The organism is Streptosporangiales bacterium (assembly GCA_009379825.1).
Classification (GTDB): Bacteria; Actinomycetota; Actinomycetes; order Streptosporangiales; family WHST01; genus WHST01.
The window spans coordinates 109,330-127,897 of sequence record WHTA01000005.1; the positions used below are offsets into that span (position 1 = coordinate 109,330).

At 69.0% G+C, this 18,568-nt stretch carries 14 protein-coding genes and 2 pseudogenes; 6 read left to right on the forward strand and 10 right to left on the reverse strand.

The annotated features are described in order from the left end of the window. Positions 1-10 precede the first annotated feature (10 nt). Positions 11-1,321, reverse strand: a complete 1,311-nt coding sequence (locus GEV07_04335; protein MQA01973.1) for an MFS transporter — start codon at positions 1,319-1,321, stop codon at positions 11-13. Positions 1,322-1,363: 42 nt separating this feature from the next. Further along, entirely contained in the window at positions 1,364-2,824 is a 1,461-nt protein-coding gene (locus GEV07_04340; GenBank protein MQA01974.1) for an aldehyde dehydrogenase family protein, read from the reverse strand. Positions 2,825-2,921: 97 nt separating this feature from the next. Here GEV07_04340 and GEV07_04345 point away from each other — a divergent pair, with 97 nt between their 5' ends. The 3 genes from GEV07_04345 (at position 2,922) to GEV07_04355 (ending at position 4,541) form a co-directional block, all read left to right on the forward strand. Beyond that, a complete protein-coding gene (locus GEV07_04345) occupies positions 2,922-3,281 on the forward strand; it encodes a hypothetical protein (protein ID MQA01975.1) in 360 nt (119 codons plus the stop codon). 93 nt (positions 3,282-3,374) lie between these two features. Further along, entirely contained in the window at positions 3,375-4,265 is an 891-nt protein-coding gene (locus GEV07_04350) for a polysaccharide deacetylase family protein (GenBank protein ID MQA01976.1), read from the forward strand. Positions 4,266-4,313: 48 nt separating this feature from the next. Further along, positions 4,314-4,541, forward strand: coding sequence for a hypothetical protein (locus tag GEV07_04355; GenBank protein ID MQA01977.1), 228 nt, complete (start codon positions 4,314-4,316; stop codon positions 4,539-4,541). 238 nt (positions 4,542-4,779) lie between these two features. Here the strand turns inward: GEV07_04355 and GEV07_04360 are convergent. Together GEV07_04360 and GEV07_04365 are read right to left on the reverse strand one after the other, a co-directional pair. After that, positions 4,780-6,494: pseudogene (locus GEV07_04360) on the reverse strand (siderophore-interacting protein). A gap of 123 nt (positions 6,495-6,617) precedes the next feature. Beyond that, positions 6,618-7,427: a helix-turn-helix domain-containing protein gene (locus tag GEV07_04365; GenBank protein ID MQA01978.1), complete on the reverse strand. Its 810-nt coding sequence runs from the start codon at positions 7,425-7,427 to the stop codon at positions 6,618-6,620. Positions 7,428-7,495: 68 nt separating this feature from the next. Here GEV07_04365 and GEV07_04370 point away from each other — a divergent pair. Further along, positions 7,496-8,873: pseudogene (locus GEV07_04370) on the forward strand (aspartate aminotransferase family protein). Here GEV07_04370 and GEV07_04375 read toward each other — a convergent pair. Genes GEV07_04375 through GEV07_04400 form a run of 6 tightly spaced genes read right to left on the reverse strand, consistent with a single transcriptional unit; the run spans position 8,870 to position 16,179 of the window. After that, entirely contained in the window at positions 8,870-9,625 is a 756-nt protein-coding gene (locus tag GEV07_04375; GenBank protein MQA01979.1) for a methyltransferase domain-containing protein, read from the reverse strand. The pseudogene GEV07_04370 and the gene GEV07_04375 sit on opposite strands and share 4 nt — an antisense overlap. Positions 9,626-9,659: 34 nt before the next feature. Then, positions 9,660-10,454: an SDR family oxidoreductase gene (locus tag GEV07_04380; protein ID MQA01980.1), complete on the reverse strand. Its 795-nt coding sequence runs from the start codon at positions 10,452-10,454 to the stop codon at positions 9,660-9,662. 5 nt (positions 10,455-10,459) lie between these two features. Continuing rightward, a complete protein-coding gene (locus GEV07_04385; GenBank protein MQA01981.1) occupies positions 10,460-11,371 on the reverse strand; it encodes a dihydrodipicolinate synthase family protein in 912 nt (303 codons plus the stop codon). Between the two features lie 29 nt (positions 11,372-11,400). Beyond that, entirely contained in the window at positions 11,401-13,143 is a 1,743-nt protein-coding gene (locus GEV07_04390; protein MQA01982.1) for a dihydroxy-acid dehydratase, read from the reverse strand. A 19-nt stretch (positions 13,144-13,162) separates the two neighbouring features. After that, on the reverse strand, positions 13,163-14,605 hold the full coding sequence (locus GEV07_04395) for an alpha-galactosidase (protein ID MQA01983.1): 1,443 nt from the start codon (positions 14,603-14,605) through the stop codon (positions 13,163-13,165). Between the two features lie 17 nt (positions 14,606-14,622). Next, positions 14,623-16,179 carry a sulfatase-like hydrolase/transferase gene (locus tag GEV07_04400; protein MQA01984.1) on the reverse strand — a complete coding sequence of 519 codons (1,557 nt, stop codon included), beginning with the start codon at positions 16,177-16,179 and terminating at the stop codon, positions 14,623-14,625. 162 nt (positions 16,180-16,341) lie between these two features. Between GEV07_04400 and GEV07_04405 the strand changes: the two genes are divergently transcribed. Next, entirely contained in the window at positions 16,342-17,649 is a 1,308-nt protein-coding gene (locus GEV07_04405; protein MQA01985.1) for an extracellular solute-binding protein, read from the forward strand. A gap of 37 nt (positions 17,650-17,686) precedes the next feature. Further along, the gene (locus GEV07_04410) at positions 17,687-18,565 is read left to right on the forward strand and encodes an ABC transporter permease subunit (protein ID MQA01986.1); all 879 of its coding nucleotides are present in this window, start codon (positions 17,687-17,689) and stop codon (positions 18,563-18,565) included. Positions 18,566-18,568: the final 3 nt, after the last annotated feature.

The window sequence follows — 18,568 nt, forward strand, 5'->3', positions numbered from 1 at the left end:
TGTCCTCCGGTTAGCCGTGGCTGGCGAGCTTCTTGTCCGGCTCGACGGCGTCGTCGAGTCGTAGCCGTGAGGTCTCGGGGGCGAGGTACGCGGCGAACGCGCTGACCAACGCGGCCACCGCCATGTACCCGGCGAACAGCCACGGTGTACCACCCGCGGCGGCGACGAGTGCGGTCGCGATGATCGGCAACGGCCCACCGAACAGCGCACCCGCGATCTGGTAGCCGAGCGACAGGCCGGTGTACCTGACCGCCGTCGGGAAGAGCTCGGAGAAGAAGCTCGCCTGCGTACCGTACACGGCGGAGTGGCCGATGCCGAGACACACCGCGATGCCGATGAACAGCAACACGGTCGACCCGAGGCTGGCGAGCCAGAAGAACGGGAACGCGCACAGCGCGAGGAACACCAACCCGACGATGTAGACCGGCCGGCGGCCGACCCGGTCGGAGAGGTGCGCGAACGCGGGCAGCGTGCACGTCTCGATCAACGCCGCGATGCTGACGGCCACGAGCACCGTGCTGTTCGGATAGCCGAGCTGCGTGGTCGCGTACGCCAGGATGAACGTCGCGAACGTGTAGAAGTAGGTGTTCGGCGCGATGTGCGCGACGATCACGATGAGCACGCGACCCGGGTGGCGCCGCACGACGTCCACGACCGGCAGCCGCACCACGGCCTGCTGCCGCTTGGCGTCCTGGAACGCCGGGCTCTCCACGATCCGCATCCGGATCACCAGGCCGACGACGACGAGCACGAAGCTGAGCAGGAACGGGATACGCCAACCCCAGGCGAGGAAGCTCGCTTCCGGCATGGTGTTGAACAGGTAGAACACCGCCGTGCCGAGCACGAGCCCGCCCGGCACGCCCATCTGCGGCCAGGCGGCGCCGAGGCCACGGCGGCCGGCCGGCGCGTGCTCGACGGCCATCACCACCGCACCGCCGTACTCACCGCCGACGGCGAGGCCCTGCAGGATCCGCAACGTCACCAGCAACAGCGGCGCCCACACGTCGATGCTGTCGTACGTGGGCAACACACCGACGAGCATCGTCGCGATGCCCATGCCCACGACGGTGATGACGAGCATCGACTTGCGGCTCACCCGGTCGCCGAAGTGCCCGGCGAGCACACCGCCGATCGGCCTGGCGAGCCACCCGGTCGCGAACGTCGCGAACGACAGCAGCGTGCCCGCGAGCGGGGAGAACGAGGGGAAGAACAGCTGGTTGAAGATCAGCGCGGCGGCCGTACCGTAGATGAAGAAATCGTACCACTCCACCGTCGTACCGACGAGGGTGGCGATCGCGACTCTGCGACTCTGCCGAGACATCTCGAACCTCCGAGTTGCTTGGTCCCCCGGGATGGATTTGGCTCAGGTCCTGATGGAGAACGGGTCGCGCGCGGCGCCGGAATAGTCGATCATCACGTTCTGCACGTAGGTGTACTCGAGCAACGCGTCCTCACCGCGCTCCCTGCCGTAGCCGCTTCGCTTGGTGCCGCCGAACGGCGCCTGTGCGGCGTTGGTGCGGTAGGTGTTCACCCAGACCGAACCGGTCTCGAGCTGTTCGACGACGCGGTGGGCACGGTCGATGTCGCCGGTCCAGACTCCGGCGGCGAGGCCGTACTCGACGCCGTTCGCTATCTCCACGGCCTCCTGCTCGTCGGTGAACGGGATCACCGAGAGCACCGGGCCGAAGATCTCCTCGCGCGCGATCCGCATGCCGGGGTCGACGGCACCGAACACGGTGGGCTCGACGAACAGCCCGTTGCCGTGCCCGTCCGCCGCCTTCCCACCGGTGAGCAGCTGCGCGCCCTCCGCACGACCGGACTCGACCAGCTGGAGGATGCGGTCGAACTGCGGGCGGTTCGCCGCCGGTCCCATCTCGGTCTCCTGGCGCAACGGGTCGCCGAGCGTGATCCCGCGGGCGCGTTCGACGACGGCGTCGAGCACCTGGTCGTACACCTCACGCTGGACGAGCAACCGGGAGCCGGCGATGCAGGTCTGCCCCGCCGCGGCGAAGATCCCCGCGATGGCGCCGACCACCGCGCGGTCGATGTCCGCGTCGGCGAACACGATGTTCGGTGACTTGCCGCCGAGCTCGAGCGTCAGCGGCACCAGGCGGCGGCTGGCGTTCGCCGCCACCCGCGCGCCTGTCGCGCTGCCCCCGGTGAAGCTGATCTTGTCGACCCCGTCGTGCGACGTCAGCGCGTCGCCCACCTCGCCGGCGCCTGTGACCACGTTGAAGACACCGGGTGGCAGGCCGGCGTCGAGCGCGATCCTGGCGAGCTCACACGTGGTGACCGACGCGTGCTCCGACGGCTTCACCACAACGGTGTTACCGGTCGCGAGCGCGGGCGGCAACTTGTTGGCCAGCAACGCGATCGGCGAGTTCCACGCGGTGATGATCGCCGCGACGCCGTACGGTCTGCGCCTGGTGAAGTCGAACATGCCGGCGCGGTCGAGCGGGATGGTGCTGCCGTAGATCTTGTCCGCGTAACCGCCGAAGAACCGCAGGTTACGCGCGGCGAACCCCATCTGGTTGGTGGTCTCCCTGATGACCTTGCCGTTGTCGGTGGTCTCCAGCCGGGCGAGCTCGTCGGCCTCGGCCTCGATGGCGTCGGCGAGCGCGAACATCAACCGCCCGCGTTCGACACCGGGCGTGCTCCGCCACTGCGGCAACGCCTCGCTGGCCGCCTGCACCGCCGTGTCGACGTCGGCCGGGCTCGCCGCCGGCACGGTCGCCCAGGCCTCGCCGGTGAACGGGTTCGTCGACTCGAACTGCTCGTCGCCGGCCACCAGTTTCCCGCCGACGACCATCCGGGTGTGCTTCATCGCGCCATCCCTTCGCGGGCATTGCATGCATATTGCACCCAATCTCTGCGCCTTGTAAAGGTCCGTACTGTCGGTACCGGCTGGCAGCGTGTTCGCGATGACGACGGACGAGTGGTTGCGCAGCCACGGCGCACCGCACCAGGACCAGGCGCGCGAGCTGGCCGAGACCGTGCGGGCGGCCGCCGAGCTGCAGGAAGCGGTCAAGTGGGGGCGGCTGACGTTCACCGCCGCGGCCGACTGGCACCACTGGGTGTGCGCGATCGCGGTCGCGAAGAACGGCGTCAGCCTGGTGTTCCACAAGGGCGTACTGCTCGCCGACCCGGCCGGCCTGTTGGTCGGCGACGGCCGGGACGTGCGCCGCGTCCCTTACCCGTCGGCGTCGGCACAACCGGACGCCGTGACGGCCCTCGTGCGCGAGGCCGTCGCACACCAGCGGGACATGCTCCCCGACGGCTGACGTGGCGCACGTCACCGTTGACCGGATTCGTGCTGCCGCCATACGGTGCCAGCGACCCAGCCGGCCCGTCCTGCGTGATGAAGGAGACCGCCGATGGCGATCGAATCCTGGCGGTGGGCCGAGGCGCAGTGGCGGCGTCCGGTAGAACGGGTACGAGCGGGCCGACGGCTCGTACCACCGACCTGGCCCGGTGACGCACGCGTCGCCGTGACGATCTCGTTCGACTCCGACCACGAGACGTCCGCTCTGCGAGACGGCATCACCCATCCTGGCCGGTTGTCCCAGGGCGAGTACGGCGCACGCGCCGCGGTCCCGCGGATCCTGCGGCTGCTCGACCGATACGGGGTCCCTGCGACGTTCTTCATGCCCGCGGTCGCCGCGCTGCTGCATCCCGACGAGCCGCGCAGCTACGTCGAGAGCGGTCACGAGATCGGTGTGCACGGCTGGATCCACGAGCGCAACACCCTGCTCGACGCCGACGCCGAGCTCGACCTCACGGCACGCAGCATCGACACGCTCGAGCGGCTCTCCGGTGCGCGTCCGGTCGGCATCCGTACGCCGTCGTGGGAGTTCAGCGAACACACGCTCGACGTCATCAGGAAGCTCGGCTTCCGTTACGACTCCTCGCTGATGGGCGACGACGAGCCGTACGAGATAGTCGCCGACGGCGCCCCGACCGGCATCGTCGAACTGCCGGTGGAGTGGATCCGCGACGATGCGCCGTGTCTGACGATGGACCGGTTCGGCGGTCTGCGGCCGTACACCGCACCACGCGAGCTCGGCAGGATCTGGCGCGACGAGTTCGACCAGGCACGGCAGGAGCGTGGTGTCTTCCAGCTCACGCTGCACCCGCACGTCATCGGGCATCGCTCACGCATCGTCGTGCTCGACGAGCTGCTCGACCACATCACGAGCTTCGACGACGTCTGGCTGGCCACGCACGAGCAGGTCGTCGAGCAGGTCGCCGCGGAGCTCGGCACATAGTGGTGGCAGGACTGGGAGCGGTGCTGGTGCGCGCCGGCCATCCCGTCGGTGCAGAACGGCCTGCACGAGGCGGTACTCGCGGAGCACCTCGGGGTTGAACGCACGGTCGGCGCGTTCGTCGACTTCTTCGCCGACGTGGTCGAGCCGGGTGTGATCGCCGGTGGCGGCACCGGGGCGCTCGTGCTCGGCGAGCTCGACGGGCGCACCTCGACGCGCATCGCGGAGCTTGCCCGCGACCTCGCCACCTGGGGACCGGTCGAGACGACGACAACGTGATGGGCTTCCTCTGGTCGAAGCTGGGCTTCGGCGCGATGCTCGCCGCGACGGCACTTGCCGACGCACCGATGGCCGAGCCGATCGACCGGCAGGAAGAACTCATCGCCATGGCCCACCGCGCCGATGTGCCCACGCCGTACCTCACGGCGCTGGCGCATGCGTTGCGGCGACTGGAGTCCGTCGAACTCGGCACGGCGGAGGACAACTCGTCCGGCTCGCCGAGGTGCGCTGAGCCGGGTCAGCCCCGCGGGCGCAGCTCGAGCAGGTGGCGGCCGGCGCGGAGCTCGGTGACGCCGTGCAGGTGCAGCCCGGCACGCTCGGCGAGGGCGGCGTACTCGTCCAGGTCCCTGCCGCCACCGCCGAACCTCGCGTACATCTGCAGGTCGTACGCGAGGTCGTGGTCGTGGTCGTGCTCGCTCGGCAGCCGCTCAACGAGCAGGATGCGGCGGTCACCAGCCGCCTCCGCAACCCGGGTGAGGATGGCGACCGCCTCGGCGTCCGGCCAGTCGTGCAACACCTGGGCGAGTACGTAGACGTCGCCGTCGGGCGGCAGCGGCTCGAAGAAGCTCTGCGGCACCACCCGTACCCGGTCGGCGAGCCCGCGCTCGCCGAGCGAGTGGCGCGCGCGTTCCGCGGTCGTGGGCAGCTCGACGAGCGTTCCGCGGGTGCCCGGGTGCGCGTCGAGCACGACTGCGAGGAACGTCCCTGTGCCGCCGCCGACGTCCACCATGTGCTCCTCGCCGGTGAGCGCGAACGCCTCGACAGAACGCGCCGACCACAGCGCGGACTCCTGCCCCTGTGCGTGGTCGAACGTGCTGCCGAGCTTGTCGTCGCTGCCGAGCCGGGCCCAGAACGCCCGTCCGGTCGCGTGCTCGTAGCCGGACCCGCCGGTGCGCAGCGAGTGCAGCAAGCCAGGCCAGCAGTCGTCGATGCGCGCGTAACCACTGCGGTGGTCGTAGCGTTCGTGCACGTGGTCCTCGACGAGCACGGACCCGAGCGCCGTGAGCCCGACGGTGTCGTCCGCGCCGAGGGTGAACAGCTTCTCGTGGGCGAGCACGCGGAGCAGCTTGCGGATGCCGCGGGCCTGGGTGCCCGTTGCCGCGGCGAGCGCGGTGACCGTGGTGTGCCCGTCGATCACGTGCTCCGCGAGGTCGAGGGTGAGCGCCGCGCGCGCCGCGTAAGGAACGGCGAGGTCGACGGCGTCCTGCAGGCGGTGCAGCTCCTCGGCCGCCTGCAGCTGGGAGTGCCCGGCCCGCCAGTAACCGGCGACGTCGACGCAGCGGCGTGCGACCTGCTGGTCGCGCTTGAACCAGCGCCTGACGGGACGCAGCATGCCCGCTTCGCCTGCTGCCAGGCGTAGACCTGGCCGTCCCGCCACGGCGCGGACCGCACCGCGTCCATCAGCGCGTCGGGGCCCGCGGTGTCCCTGTGCACCCAGGTGAGGTGCAGGTCGGCGCGGTGGTCGAGGGTCTGCTCCTCGCTCGCGGAAGCCACCGACACGACGGCGGTCACCGGCGTGCCCGAGGGCAGCTCCTCGATGCGGCGGGCGATGGCCGGCAGCGCCGTCTCGTCGCCGACCAGGAAGTACCAGTCGATCCCTGGCGGCAACACCGTCGTGCCGCGCGGACCGGCGACGAGCGCGCGGTCGCCGGGCTTCACTCGGTCCGCCCACTCGGCCGCGAGACCGCCGACGTGCCGGACGAAGTCGAGCTCCAACCGACGTGCCGTGGCGTCGTGCCGCCGCGGGGTGTAGTCGCGGGCCCGTCCGATCGTCTCCGGCAGCCAGTCGAGGAAGCCGTCGTTCTGGGCCGGCGCGACGACGGTGGGGGCGTCCGGGCCGAGCACGACGACCTTGACGTGGTCGTCGGCGTTCTCCGTGACGAACGGCCCGATCTGGTAGCCGTTGTTGCGGAAGGCGCCGAGCTGGTCGCCGGTCAGCACCACGCGCCGCATCAGCGGCGTCACGTCGTACGCGTCGAGCACCTCCAGGTCGCGGATGACGATCGGGTACGGCTTGTGCTCGCGGCCACTCACTACGGCCTCCTCTCGACTCAGAACCTAGTTAGGCTAGCCTAACTAGGTTCTGAGTCGGTAGCGGCCGGGTGGCACACCGATCGCGCGGGTGAACTGGCGGGTGAGGTGTGCCTGGTCGTAGAACCCGGTCCTGGCCGCGACATCGGCGATCGGGTGACCCGCGTCGAGCAGGGTCTTTGCGCGACGGATCCGGATGTGGGTCTGGTACGCGTGCGGTGTCATGCCGACGGCACTACGGAACGCCCGACAGAAGTGGTACGCGCTTAAGCCGACCTGGCGAGCCACCGCTTGCAGGGTGACGGAGTCTGCGGCGTGTTCGTCGAGGTACTCCCTGCCGGCGCGGATCGCGGCCGGCTCGCGGCCGGGTTCCCGCAGCTCGGGTCCTGGCCTCGCATACCGGCTGGTGAGCAGCGCGAGGGTCGCGGTCAGCGTCTGCTCGCGCTGCAGCCTGCTCGACCGCGGTGACTCCGCGAGCCGGTGGAAGCGACGCAGTCCCCGGACGATCTCCGGGTCGCGTACGAGGTCGTCGCCGAAGTGCGGCAGCTGCCCGGCCGCGAAGCCCCGCAGCAGGGCAGGGTCGAGGTAGACGGCACGGTAGCTCCAGGACTGTTCTCCAGGCGGCCCGCCGGCGTGTGCTTCCTCCGGGTTGAGCACGAGCACGTCACCGGGTGCGAGCACGTGCCTGTCGCCGCGGTACGTGGGCGTAGCCACGCCGCGTTCGGTGAGCGCGACGAAGAACTCCTCGTGCGCGTGCGGGCGGAAGGCGAACTCCGTGATGGTGGCACGCAGGAGCTCGACCCCGCCAAGATCGTCGGCACGCCAGATCCGCGTGACGCCGGCCGCTGTCGACACCCGACCAGTGTAGAGCGAGCAATTCCGTGCAAGACCACGAATTCCGCGTCGCCGTAGCGTCGACGACCGTGGACGAGCTGCTCACCCGCACCAAGGAGCTGGCGACCGGTTGGCTCGACTCGCTGGCGGACCGGCCGGTCGGCGAGACGGCGAGCGTGGACGCGCTGCGGACGAGACTCGGCGGTCCGCTGCAGCGCGAGCCCGTCGACCCGCTGCGGGTGGTGGAGGAGCTGGCCGACGGCGCAGAACCGGGTCTGCTCGCCATCCCGTCCGGACGCTATTTCGGGTTCGTCATCGGCGGCACGCTGCCGGCCGCCGTCGCCGCCGACTGGCTGACCACGGTGTGGGACCAGTGCCCCGGCCTGTACGCCTGCGGTCCCGCAGCCAGCGTGGCGGAAGAGGTCGCGGGCGGATGGCTGCGTGACCTGCTCGGCCTGCCCGGGCATGCCTCGTTCGCACTCGTCACCGGCACCCAGGAAGCCCACCTGACCTGTCTGGCCGCGGCCCGGCACCACCTGTTGCGCGCAGCGGGCTGGGACGTCGAGGAGCAGGGACTGCACGGGGCGCCACCGGTACGCGTGCTGATGGGAGCCCGACGGCACGCCAGCATCGACCGCGCCCTGCGCTGGCTGGGCATCGGGCGGGCGGCGTGGCGGAGCGTCCCTGTCGACGGCGCGCGGATGGACGTCGCCGGCCTCCGTCGCGAGCTCGCCGCCGCCGACACCGCGACGATCGTCTGCGCCCAGGCCGGCGAGGTCAACACCGGCGCCGTCGACGATCTGGACGCCGTCGCGGACGCGGCGCGCGACGCCGGGGCGTGGGCTGCACGTCGACGGAGCCTTCGGCCTGTGGGCGGTCGCCAGCCCCGCCCACCGGCACCTCGTCGCCGGAGCGGACCGGGCCGACTCCTGGTCGGTGGACACGCACAAGTGGCTCAACGTCCCTTACGACTCCGGTCTCGCCTACTGCGCGCACCCGGACGCGCACCGCGCCGCGATGAGCGTCACGGCGGACTACCTCGTCCTGGGTGGACCAGACCGACCGCGCGATCCCCTCGACTGGACGCCCGCGTTCTCCCGCCGTGCCCGCGGATTCGCGCTCTACGCCGCACTCCGGTCGCTCGGCCGCGACGGCGTGGCGGAGCTGGTGGCACGCAGCTGTGCCCACGCCCGCGCCTTCGCCGACGGCCTCACAGCGATCCCCGGCTGCCAGCTGCTCGACGACGTCGTGCTCAACCAGGTGCTGTTCCGGTTCGGCGACGACGACACCACCGGGCGCATCCTGCGGCAGGTCGTCGACAGCGGCGAGGCATGGCTGAGCCCGACGACCTTCGAGGGGCGCGCGGCGATCCGGCTGTCGGTGTCCAGCTGGCGCACCACGGACGACGACGTCATGCGCACCCTGCGCGCCTTCCGTACCGCCGCCAGTGGTGGCGGCTCGCGCTAAGCGGCACGCAGGCCGACGGTGCACCACAGGCCGGATGCGGTCTGCTCGTGGTGGTCGACGACGAAGCCGGCCGCGGCGAGCTGGTCGGTGACCCACTGCGGCGCGAGGCGGAGCTTCGGATAGCTGCTCTTCGTGACGTGCCAGCCGTCGCCGGCACGGGTGTAGACGATGTCGTGGACCTCGACGGTGTCGTCGCCGGCGAAGTCGAGGAAGCAGAGCATGATCTTGTCCGCCGTGCTGCGCACGGGGATGGCGCGGTCGGCTCCGTACAGCGGGTGGGTCAGGTCGCGGTAGGTCAGCACGAGAGCGCCTCCCGGCCGCAGCGCCCGCGCCGTGTGGTCGAACAGCGTGGTGACCGCCGCGTGGGACGGCAGGTGCGGCAGCGTGTCGCCCATGCACACGGCGACGTGCAGCGTCTCCGGGTCGATCTCGGCAACGGCGGTGGTCGCGTCCCCGTGTACGGTCTGCACACCGGCACGACCGGTGGCGTACGCGCGCAGCTCGGCGAGCAGCGCCTCGTCGGTGTCCACGGCGAACACCGGGGCGTAGCCCAGGTCCGCGAGCGCGAGCGTCTGCGCGCCCGAGCCACATCCGAGATCCACTGCGGGACCCGGTTCGGCGGCACGCCCGCCGAGCACGGACTCCAGCAGGGCGCGCTGCCGCTGCGCGGCCTGTTCGATGTCACCACCGAGCATCCAGGTGTAGTTCGCCGCGAGCAGCTGCTGGTAGTGCTTCTCTACCCTGCTGGTCATGTCCGACTCCCTCAGCACTGCTACCCCCGAAGCGTCACGCGAACCGCGCACCGAGGCCGCCGTCGATCGCCCAGTCCGCGCCGGTGACGTAGGAGGCGGCAGGTGAAGCCAGGAAGCATACGACCTCGGCCACCTCCGTCGGAGTGGCGAAGCGGCCGAGTGGTTGCGCCTGCAAGGCCGCTGCCTCAGCTTTCCCGTCCGAGTCCTGGGCGAAGTACTCGTCGACGAGCGCGGTGCGGACGTAGCCGGGACTGACCGCGTTCACCCTGACGTCGTACTTCGCGACTTCCAACGACAGGCTACGGGTGAAGCCGACCAGACCCGACTTCGCCGCCGCGTAGGGGAACATCCCGCTGATGGTCAGTGACGCGTGCAGCGACGCGATGTTGACGATGGAGCCACGGCGGGCCGCGATCATGCCGGGCAGCACGTGCTTTGCGCAGATCCACGGCGCCTTGAGGTCCACTGCGAACACGTCGTCCCAGCTCTGCTCGGTCATCTGCACCGGATCGGCGTAGACGTTGCGTCCCGCGTTGTTGACCAAGACCGTCACCGGGCCGAGCCCGCTCGCGATCTCGGCGGTGCTCGCCGCGACCGCCGCCTCGTCGGTGACGTCGAGCTCGCGGAACCACAGCCCCTCGCCCGCCGCCCCGAGGTCCTCGACCAGTTGCGCCCCTGTGTCGGAGTCCATATCGGCCGCCACCACACGGGCGTCCTCGCGCAGCGCCACCTCCACGATGGCGCGGCCGATGCCGCGGGCGCCCCCGGTCACCACGACGACCTCGCCGGCGAGCCGGCCCTGCCGGCGATCACCAGTGCTTGTCTGCATGTCACTCATCTGTCGACCACCGGAAGCATCGCGGAGAACTCTGAACAGAAGTCGTCTACCATCACGCGCTCGGCACGGTCCAGTGTTCGCGCCGGAGCGCGGCAGTGTTCGTCGTCGACGAGCCCTCGACGCACGGCGATCAGCTTCTCTGCCGCCACGATCAACTGGACGTCCTGCATCCAGTAGGAGAGGTACGGCAGCATCCGGGTGTGCAGTCGGCTCGCATCCTCCCTGTGCCCGTCGTGCCAGAGGCGCCACACGGCGAGGTAAAGCTCGGTGAAGGAGCAGCCCGGCTGCACCCCTATGGCGCCGCGCCGTAGGGCATCGGGCATCTGTACGCCGCCATAACCCACGAACGCGGGAAGCGGCGGTGTGCCCTCCCCAAGCGCGGCGATGGTCCGCCCGGGAGGCTGCGACTCCACCTTCACGGCGGCGAGATTCTGGTGCCGCGCGGCGAGGGCGGTTATCTCCGCCACCGGCAACGTGGTCCCTGTCTGCAGCGGCGCATACTGCAGGATGACGGCCGCCGGGGCGACAGCGGCCAGCACGGCCTCGACGTGCGCGACCACGGCAGGCGCCGAAGGACCCAGCTGATGTGGCGGCAACACGTTGAAGGTGCCCACGCCGGCCTCGGCGAGAGCAGTGGCTCGACGCACGGCGTGGTACGTCGCGTGCTCGGCGATGGACACGATCGGCGTGACGTCGCTGCGTGCCGCGGTCCGCTCAAGCAGCAACCGGACGAGAACGTCCCGTTCCTCGTCGGACAGGGTGAGGACCTCGGACGCGAAGCCGGGGAACATGACGGACCCGACACCCAGCGAGAGCACGTGGTCGACGACGCGTACGAAACCGGCCTCGTCGAGGCTGCCGTCGGCGGCGAACGGGGTGAGCAGCACGGGGCTGATCCCCGTCGGTATGTCCGTGCCGAAGACGGGCGCGGTGGACGTCACAGCGGCGCCCGCGGTACCTCGGCACCGCTACCGCCGACAAGGAAGTCCAGGTCGGCTCCCTCGTCGGCCTGCAGCACGTGGTCGACGTACAGCTTCACCCAGCCACGTTCTTGCGCCGGCTTCATCGGTGTCCACGACTGTCGTCTCCGTTCCAGCTCGGCGTCGTCGACTTCCAGGTCGAGCCGCCGGGAAGGCACGTCGAGGACGACCGTGTCGCCGTCACGTACAAGCGCCAGCGGGCCGCCGTTCGCCGCCTCGGGTGCGACGTGCAGGATCACCGTGCCGTACGAGGTTCCGCTCATCCTGGCGTCCGAGATACGCACCATGTCGGTGACTCCTGACTCGAGCAGCCGTAACGGGATCGGCAGGTTGCCGATCTCCGGCATGCCAGGGTAGCCGCGTGGACCGCAGTTGCGGACGATGAGCACCGTGCTCGCGTCGATGTCGAACTCGGGGTCTTCGGCCGCCCGCAGGTAGCTCGCCATGTCGTCGAAGACGGCAGCGGTACCGCGATGCCTGAGCAGCTCGGGGTTTGCGGCCGACTGCTTGATCACCGCGCCCTGCGGGCACAGGTTCCCGCGAAGCACCGCGGTACCCGTGTCGGGCAACCCGACCGCGTCGTCGAGACTGCGGATGACGTCGCCGCGATGACGCGGCGCATGCCGCACGTTCTCCTCGACAGATGTGCCGTCGACGGTCAACGCGTCGGTGTGCAGCATCGGCAGCAGCTCCCGCAGCAGCGCGGGCATGCCACCGGCATCGTCGAACTCGGCCATCAGGAAGCGGCCGCTCGGCTTCAGGTCGACGAGCAGTGGAATCTGGCGAGCCAGCTGGTCGAAGTCGTCCAGGCTCAGGTCCACGCCGACGCGACCTGCGACGGCGATCAGGTGCAGGACGGCGTTGGTCGAGCCACCGATCGCGGCGTTGACCCGCACCGCGTTCTCGAACGCCTTCCGGGTCAACACCTCCGACGGCCGTGGCCCTTCCGTGGCCATCTGCACCGCCCGGCCTCCCGCGCGTTCGGCGAGCTGGAGCCGCCTGCTGTCGACCGCTTGGATCGTGGCGCCACCGCTCATCTGCAGACCGAGAGCCTCGGTCAGGCAGGCCATGGTCGACGCCGTTCCCATCGTCATGCAATGGCCCGCACTGCGGTGGAGGCAGGACTCGGCCTCTGCGTACTCCGCTGCCGTCATGCGGCCGGCGCGGACGTCCTCGCTGAACCGCCAGAGATCCGTGCCACTGCCGATCGGCTGTCCTCGGAAGGAGCCGGAGATCATCGGACCGCCGGTCACGACGATGGCCGGGAGGTCGACACTTGCCGCACCCATGAGCTGCGCGGGAACCGTCTTGTCACACCCGCCGAGCAGCACAACGGCATCGACGGGGTTGGCTCGCAGGGTCTCTTCGACCTCCATGCTCATCAGGTTGCGGTAGAGCATGGTCGTCGGACGCATGAGTGGCTCACCCAACGACATGGTCGGGAACTCGAGCGGGACCCCGCCCGCTGCGCTCACGCCACGCCGCACTGCGTCCGCGATGGTTCCCAGGTGTCTGTTGCACGGAGTCAGGTCCGACCAGCTGTTGGCGATGCCGACGACCGGACGGCCGTCGAACGCCTCGTCCGTCAAGCCGGCGGCTCGCAGGTGCGACCGTGCGACGAACCCGTTCTTGCCGCGGTCGCCGAACCACACCTGGCTACGCAACGACGAGCTGACATTCGACTTGGCACCGTCCCGCATGGTTGGTCCTCCTGACACGTCAGCTCGGTTCCGAGATGGTCGACGCCGCTGGCGGGTCGCGGAACAGGCTGGTGTCCAGCGGAACTCGAGCGGGATCGAACGGTGTGGTCCGCGCGGGCACCAACAGCTCCCGCGTGGTCTCCAGGCCCCAGTCGTCCAACTGGTCGAGGCCGTCGCTGCTGATCCGTACGGCGCCGTAGCGCCGCACGACGTCCGCCCAGCGCTCCCGTCCCTCGATCGCCGGCCGGGCAACGAGGCAGTCGGGGTCGTTGATCCAGAACCTTCCCTGGGCGAAGGCACGACCGACGGTCGAGACGACCGCGGCCTGCGTCGCCGGGCTGGACAGCTCACCCGCCGGCGGATACCAGTGCACCGCCACGTCGGTGCCGACCCGCATCGTGTCCACCAGGCCGACCGAGGGAAACATGGGTGCGCCGCAACCCTGGATCAGGGCGTCGTCGCCGACACAGTTCCGGATGAGCTCCAACGCCGAGCGATACGCGGTGATGCCGTCGACATCTGCGTACCGCACGCCTTCGATGGCGCCCGCGTACATGAAATCCACCATGAAGTAGGTGGCGCCGTACCGCGCATACGTGGTGAACACCGTACGGAGGTACTCCGCCGCCGCCGGGTGCGTGGAGTCGAGCACATAGCAGTCCTGGCCCCAGTTGTGCTGGGCGACGACCGGCTGCCCGCTCTCGCCACGCACGAGCCAGGACGGGTGCTCCGCGAACGTGCGGCTGTTCTCCCCGACGAGCAGCGGGGCGGTCCAGATACCTGCGCGTCGCCCTTCGTCCAGGACCCTGCCCACCATCCCGTCGAGGGACGTGAAGCCCTCCGAAGGCGCGAGCCAGTCACCTATGCCCGCCTGGAACGCATCGTCGAGGCGGACGATCTCCACCGGCAGGTCGAGTGCCCGCATCTGCCGCAGGTTCTCCACGAGGTCCTGCTCGGTGAACTCGGTGAAGTACTGATACCAGCTTGCCCACACCGGCGGGACCTGCCGCATCGCCGGCCGGCCCACTCGTTCGGTGTAGCGGTCGGCGAACCGTGCGAGTGTGCCGTAGAGACCGTCAGGACCGTCGTCGACGACGTGCTCGACGGAACCGTCGGCGTAGATGGCAAGCGAGTCGGCCTCACGCGCAGCGCGGACCGTCGGTACCTCCGCACGGCCGTCGCGGAGCGCGAAGACGTGCACGGGCTCGCCCGGCGCGGGTTCTACGGCCAGCAGCCCCTCACCCTGGAAACCCGTGCCAGGTGCGGTCTTCTCGCGGCGGTAGTACGAAGTCTGCAGTCGTTCCTCCGTCGGGCGTGCACCGACACCGGCTGACACCGGATACGTCGTGCTCGGCGACCAGGACTGCCAGCCGAACTCGTAGACCGAGCCCTCCCTGGGCTCGACCGGCACCTGTGCCACCGGCTCGAAGTCGGCAGCGTCGGCCGAAGCGTTCGCGTCCACGGATTCCTCCCCCTGCGCTATGAGAAAGCGCCTCGCGGTTGCCAAGAACGGTCGCTGCGCATTCGATACCGGTTCAGCTGCTGCATCAGCTTGCTCACCAGCTCCGCATTCGCACCGCCGGCGGCCAGGTTGTGGTACTCCGCAGGGTCGTTCACGAGGTCGTACAGCTCGATCTCGTCGCGCCCCTCGACGGGGAACGAGTGCACGCTGAGGCGGTACCTGTCGGTGATCCAGCTGTTGACGTACAACCCCTGCTCGACCCGGTGGTCGACCAGCACTCCCTCACGAGCAGCGCCGTCACCGGTCCAGCAGCCGAGCTGGTCGATGCCCTGCATCATCCGGTGCGGCTCCAGGCCGGCAGCTCGCATGAAGGTGGTCGGCACGTCCACCAGGCTCTGCAGTGCCTGGCTCTCGCGGCCGGCGGGCACCTGCCCGGGCCAGCGCACGAGGAAAGGGACCCGGACGGCGCCGTCGTAGTGACTCGCACCCTTGGACCACAGCCAGTGGTCACCCATGTAGTCACCATGGTCGGACGTGTACACGACGACCGTGTCGTCCGCGATACCGAGGGCGTCGAGCGTGTCCAGGATGCGGCCGAGGTGCCGGTCGAGCAGGCTCTGCATGCCGAGGTACGTACGCCACATCTCGTCTTCTTCGTGGGTGCGTTCTTCCCGGCCGGTGAAGCCGCCCTGCTGGCAGGGAATGCCGACGCCCGCGTTCTCCTGCCAGTTCATGTCGTCCTGGCGGCCGTCCAGCGTCGCTCGATACACGGTGGGCTTGTCGACCCACTCGTCCCACCGTCTGGACGGCTCCGGCAGCTCGACGTCGTCATGCAGCCGATGCCACGGGGAGGGTGCGCGGAACGGCAGATGCGGGTCAGGGAAGTTCACGGCGAGGTAGAACGGCTGGTCGGGGTGGTTCGTCGCGCAGTCCTCCAGGTAGGAGATCGCCTCGTCGGCCACCCAGGTGCTGCTGTGGTACTCCTCGGGGAGCTCCCACTCGCCCACGGCGTCGGCGCCGTGTTCCTTCCGCTGCATGGCGTCTGCCGGGTCCGCCCGGAAGTACGGCGGCCGCGGCTCGATCCCGTTCTCGTGCAGCCACAACCCATAGTGCATCGAGTAGGCATGCGGTTCGTCGACGTGCCCGTTCGAGATCTTCGCGTGCTGGAAGCCGTACCAAGGCCCGGTCCAGCGCCGGAAGTGGTCCCAGTCGCGCGACTGCGGCAGCGCCTCGACGCTGCCCTTCCTGAGGACGCTACGGAAGTGGCTCTTCCCCACGATGGCGGTGCGGTAGTCGGCTCGCTCCGCAAGCAACGCCGGCAGCGAGAGCACGTCGTCGGGCACGTCGGTGCCGATGCTCCAGGCGCCGTGTCGACTCGGGTACTGGCCACTGAGCAACGTCGCGCGGGTGGGCGTGCACACCGGAGTGGCGGTGTAGGCGCGCCGGAACGCCGTCCCTTCGCGGCACAGCCGGTCCAACGCAGGAGTCTGCACCGGTATCCGGCCGAAGGCGCCCACCATGTCGGCCCGCTGCTGGTCGGAAACGACGAGAACCAGGTTCGGCGGCCGGCTCATCCTCGACGACTCTCCTCACATCGACAACGGGGCGGCCGCCTCGCAGCGGCCATTGGCAGCTTAACAGCTTAGCTGCTAAGCTGCGCCCTTCGTCTTCACGACTTGCTGCGAAGACACCAACCAGCACAAACCCCTCGTCAGGCAGGGAAGGATGGGATCGCGGTGGCTGAGCGCAAGGACGCGACAGCAATCAGCCGGCGGAAGCTGTTGGGTATCGGGGCGGGGGCCGCCGGACTCTTGTTCCTCCCCAGCTGTGGCCGCGGTGGCGGCTCCGGCAACGGGACGTTGACCTTCCAGACCTTCGGCACTCCGGAGGCCGAGAAGGCTTTCCAGGCCACCATCGACAAGTACATGGCCAAGAACCCGGACGTCACGGTCAAGCTCGACCTCGTGCCCTTCCCGCAGCATTACCAGACGCTGGACACGCGACTCGCGGCCGGAGAGGGACCCGACCTCGTCCGGATCCAGTACCAGCAGATGGGGCACTACAGCAGCCAGGGGGCGCTGCAAGACCTCTCCGAGTACTTCCCCGACAACTACGCGGACCAGTACCTGCCGAACTACTGGGAAGCGATCGTCCACGAGGGCAAGCCGTACGGCGTGCCGATCGACACGGGCAGCCACGGCATCTTCTACAACGCCGACCTGTTCAAGGAACTCCGCATCCAGCCGCCGAAGACGATGGACGAGGCGTGGAGCTGGGAGGAGTTCGTCGCCGTTGCGAAGAAGGTGAAGAAGTCCGGGCGCGTCAAGAGTTCCTTCGCGGTGTCATGGCAACCTGCCGACAACGCCTACCGGTGGACGTCGTTCCTCTACCAGCACGGTGGGCGGCTGTTGAACGACGGCCTGTCGGCGTCCCGGATGAACAGTCGCGAGATCGAGGAGACGATCGCCTTCACCCAGTCGTGGTTCGAGGACGGCCTGGTGCCGGCAAGCACCTCGATCAAGAGCGGCACCGAGATCCAGACGCTCTTCGCCAACGGCAACATCGGGATGATGATCAACGGCGACTTCCAGATGCCGTTCCTGAAAGACAGCATGAAGGCCAACTGGGACGTCACCTATCTCACCCAGGATGTAGCACCGGGGAACGCGCTCGGCGGCAACGGGGTCGGCGTCACGAAGGACTGCGACGAGCCCGAGCTGGCCGCGGACTTCCTCATGTTCCTCAACAACGAAGAGTGGCAGCTGCGCAACATCCTCGCTACCCAGCTGCTGCCGACCCGGAAGGGACTCTCCGGCAAGTCCGCCAAGGAGCTCGGCTACGAGTACCGCCCGGAGCTGAAGGACCTGTTCATCGAGCAGCTCAGTGTCGTTTCGAGGGCTGCGGTCGGCGAGACCACCGGCCCGGACTTCGGCGAGCTGAACCAGGCCCTCGGCGACGAGCTCGAGGCCGCCTTCAAGACCGGTCAATCAGCTTCGGAAACCGCCGACAAACTCCACCAAAAAGTCTCCACCATCTTGAAGTGACCGATCAGATCCCGACGAGGCGGTAAGGGACGACGAGGTGGCCAAGAAAAGCCGTCGACGCAACATCGCTCCATACCTGTTTATCGGACCGAATCTGGTCCTGTTTACGTTGTTCATCTTCATTCCGATCATCGGATCTTTCCTCATCAGTTTCCACGAGTGGAGCCTGATCGGGACACGTACCTTCGTGGGCTTCGACAACTACGTCGCGCTGGCGACGGACAGCACGTTCTGGCAGACGGTTCTCAACACAGGCTACTACGCGGCGGGCACTGTCCCTACCACCATGGCCCTCGGCCTCCTCGTCGCTCTCGGCCTCAACCGGACGATGCCAGGACGCGCGTTGTTGCGCGCGATCTACTTCGTCCCGGTCAGCATTTCCCTCGTCGCAGTTGGGCTGATCTCACTGTGGATCCTCAGTGACGACTACGGTGTCGCGAACAGCCTGCTGACCGCCCTGAACATCCCTACGGTCGCGTGGCTCACGTCGAAGACGTGGGCCATGCCGTCGCTGATCCTGGTCACCATCTGGATCCGTCTCGGGTTCAACATGGTGATCTACCTGGCAGCGCTGCAGGGCATCCCCGACGAGCTGTCGCAAGCAGCCAAGGTCGACGGGGCCACCGGATGGAAGCTGTTCCGCTACGTCACGCTGCCTCTGCTCCGCCCGACCTCCTTCTTGTTGGTCGTACTCAACATCATCTTCTCGCTGCACGTGTTCGACCTGATCTTCGTCATGACCGACGGCGGGCCGGGATTCTCCACGACCGTGCTCGTGCAGTACATCTACCGAGAGGCCTTCCAGACGGGCGAGATGGGAACTGCCAGCGCCGTGGGCGTGATCCTCTACGTCTCGCTGATGATCTTCACCTTGGTCTACTGGCGCGTCACGAAGCAGTCGGAGAATGCCGCCTAGGAG

Excerpts from the sequence above, each read along its gene's own strand:
- GEV07_04380 (MQA01980.1), bottom strand. The coding sequence starts at position 10,454 with ATGCAGACAAGCACTGGTGATCGCCGGCAGGGCCGGCTCGCCGGCGAG.
- GEV07_04400 (MQA01984.1), bottom strand. The coding sequence starts at position 16,179 with ATGAGCCGGCCGCCGAACCTGGTTCTCGTCGTTTCCGACCAGCAGCGG.
- GEV07_04390 (MQA01982.1), bottom strand. The coding sequence starts at position 13,143 with ATGCGGGACGGTGCCAAGTCGAATGTCAGCTCGTCGTTGCGTAGCCAG.
- GEV07_04350 (MQA01976.1), top strand. The coding sequence starts at position 3,375 with ATGGCGATCGAATCCTGGCGGTGGGCCGAGGCGCAGTGGCGGCGTCCG.
- GEV07_04340 (MQA01974.1), bottom strand. The coding sequence starts at position 2,824 with ATGAAGCACACCCGGATGGTCGTCGGCGGGAAACTGGTGGCCGGCGAC.
- GEV07_04335 (MQA01973.1), bottom strand. The coding sequence starts at position 1,321 with ATGTCTCGGCAGAGTCGCAGAGTCGCGATCGCCACCCTCGTCGGTACG.
- GEV07_04375 (MQA01979.1), bottom strand. The coding sequence starts at position 9,625 with ATGACCAGCAGGGTAGAGAAGCACTACCAGCAGCTGCTCGCGGCGAAC.
- GEV07_04345 (MQA01975.1), top strand. The coding sequence starts at position 2,922 with ATGACGACGGACGAGTGGTTGCGCAGCCACGGCGCACCGCACCAGGAC.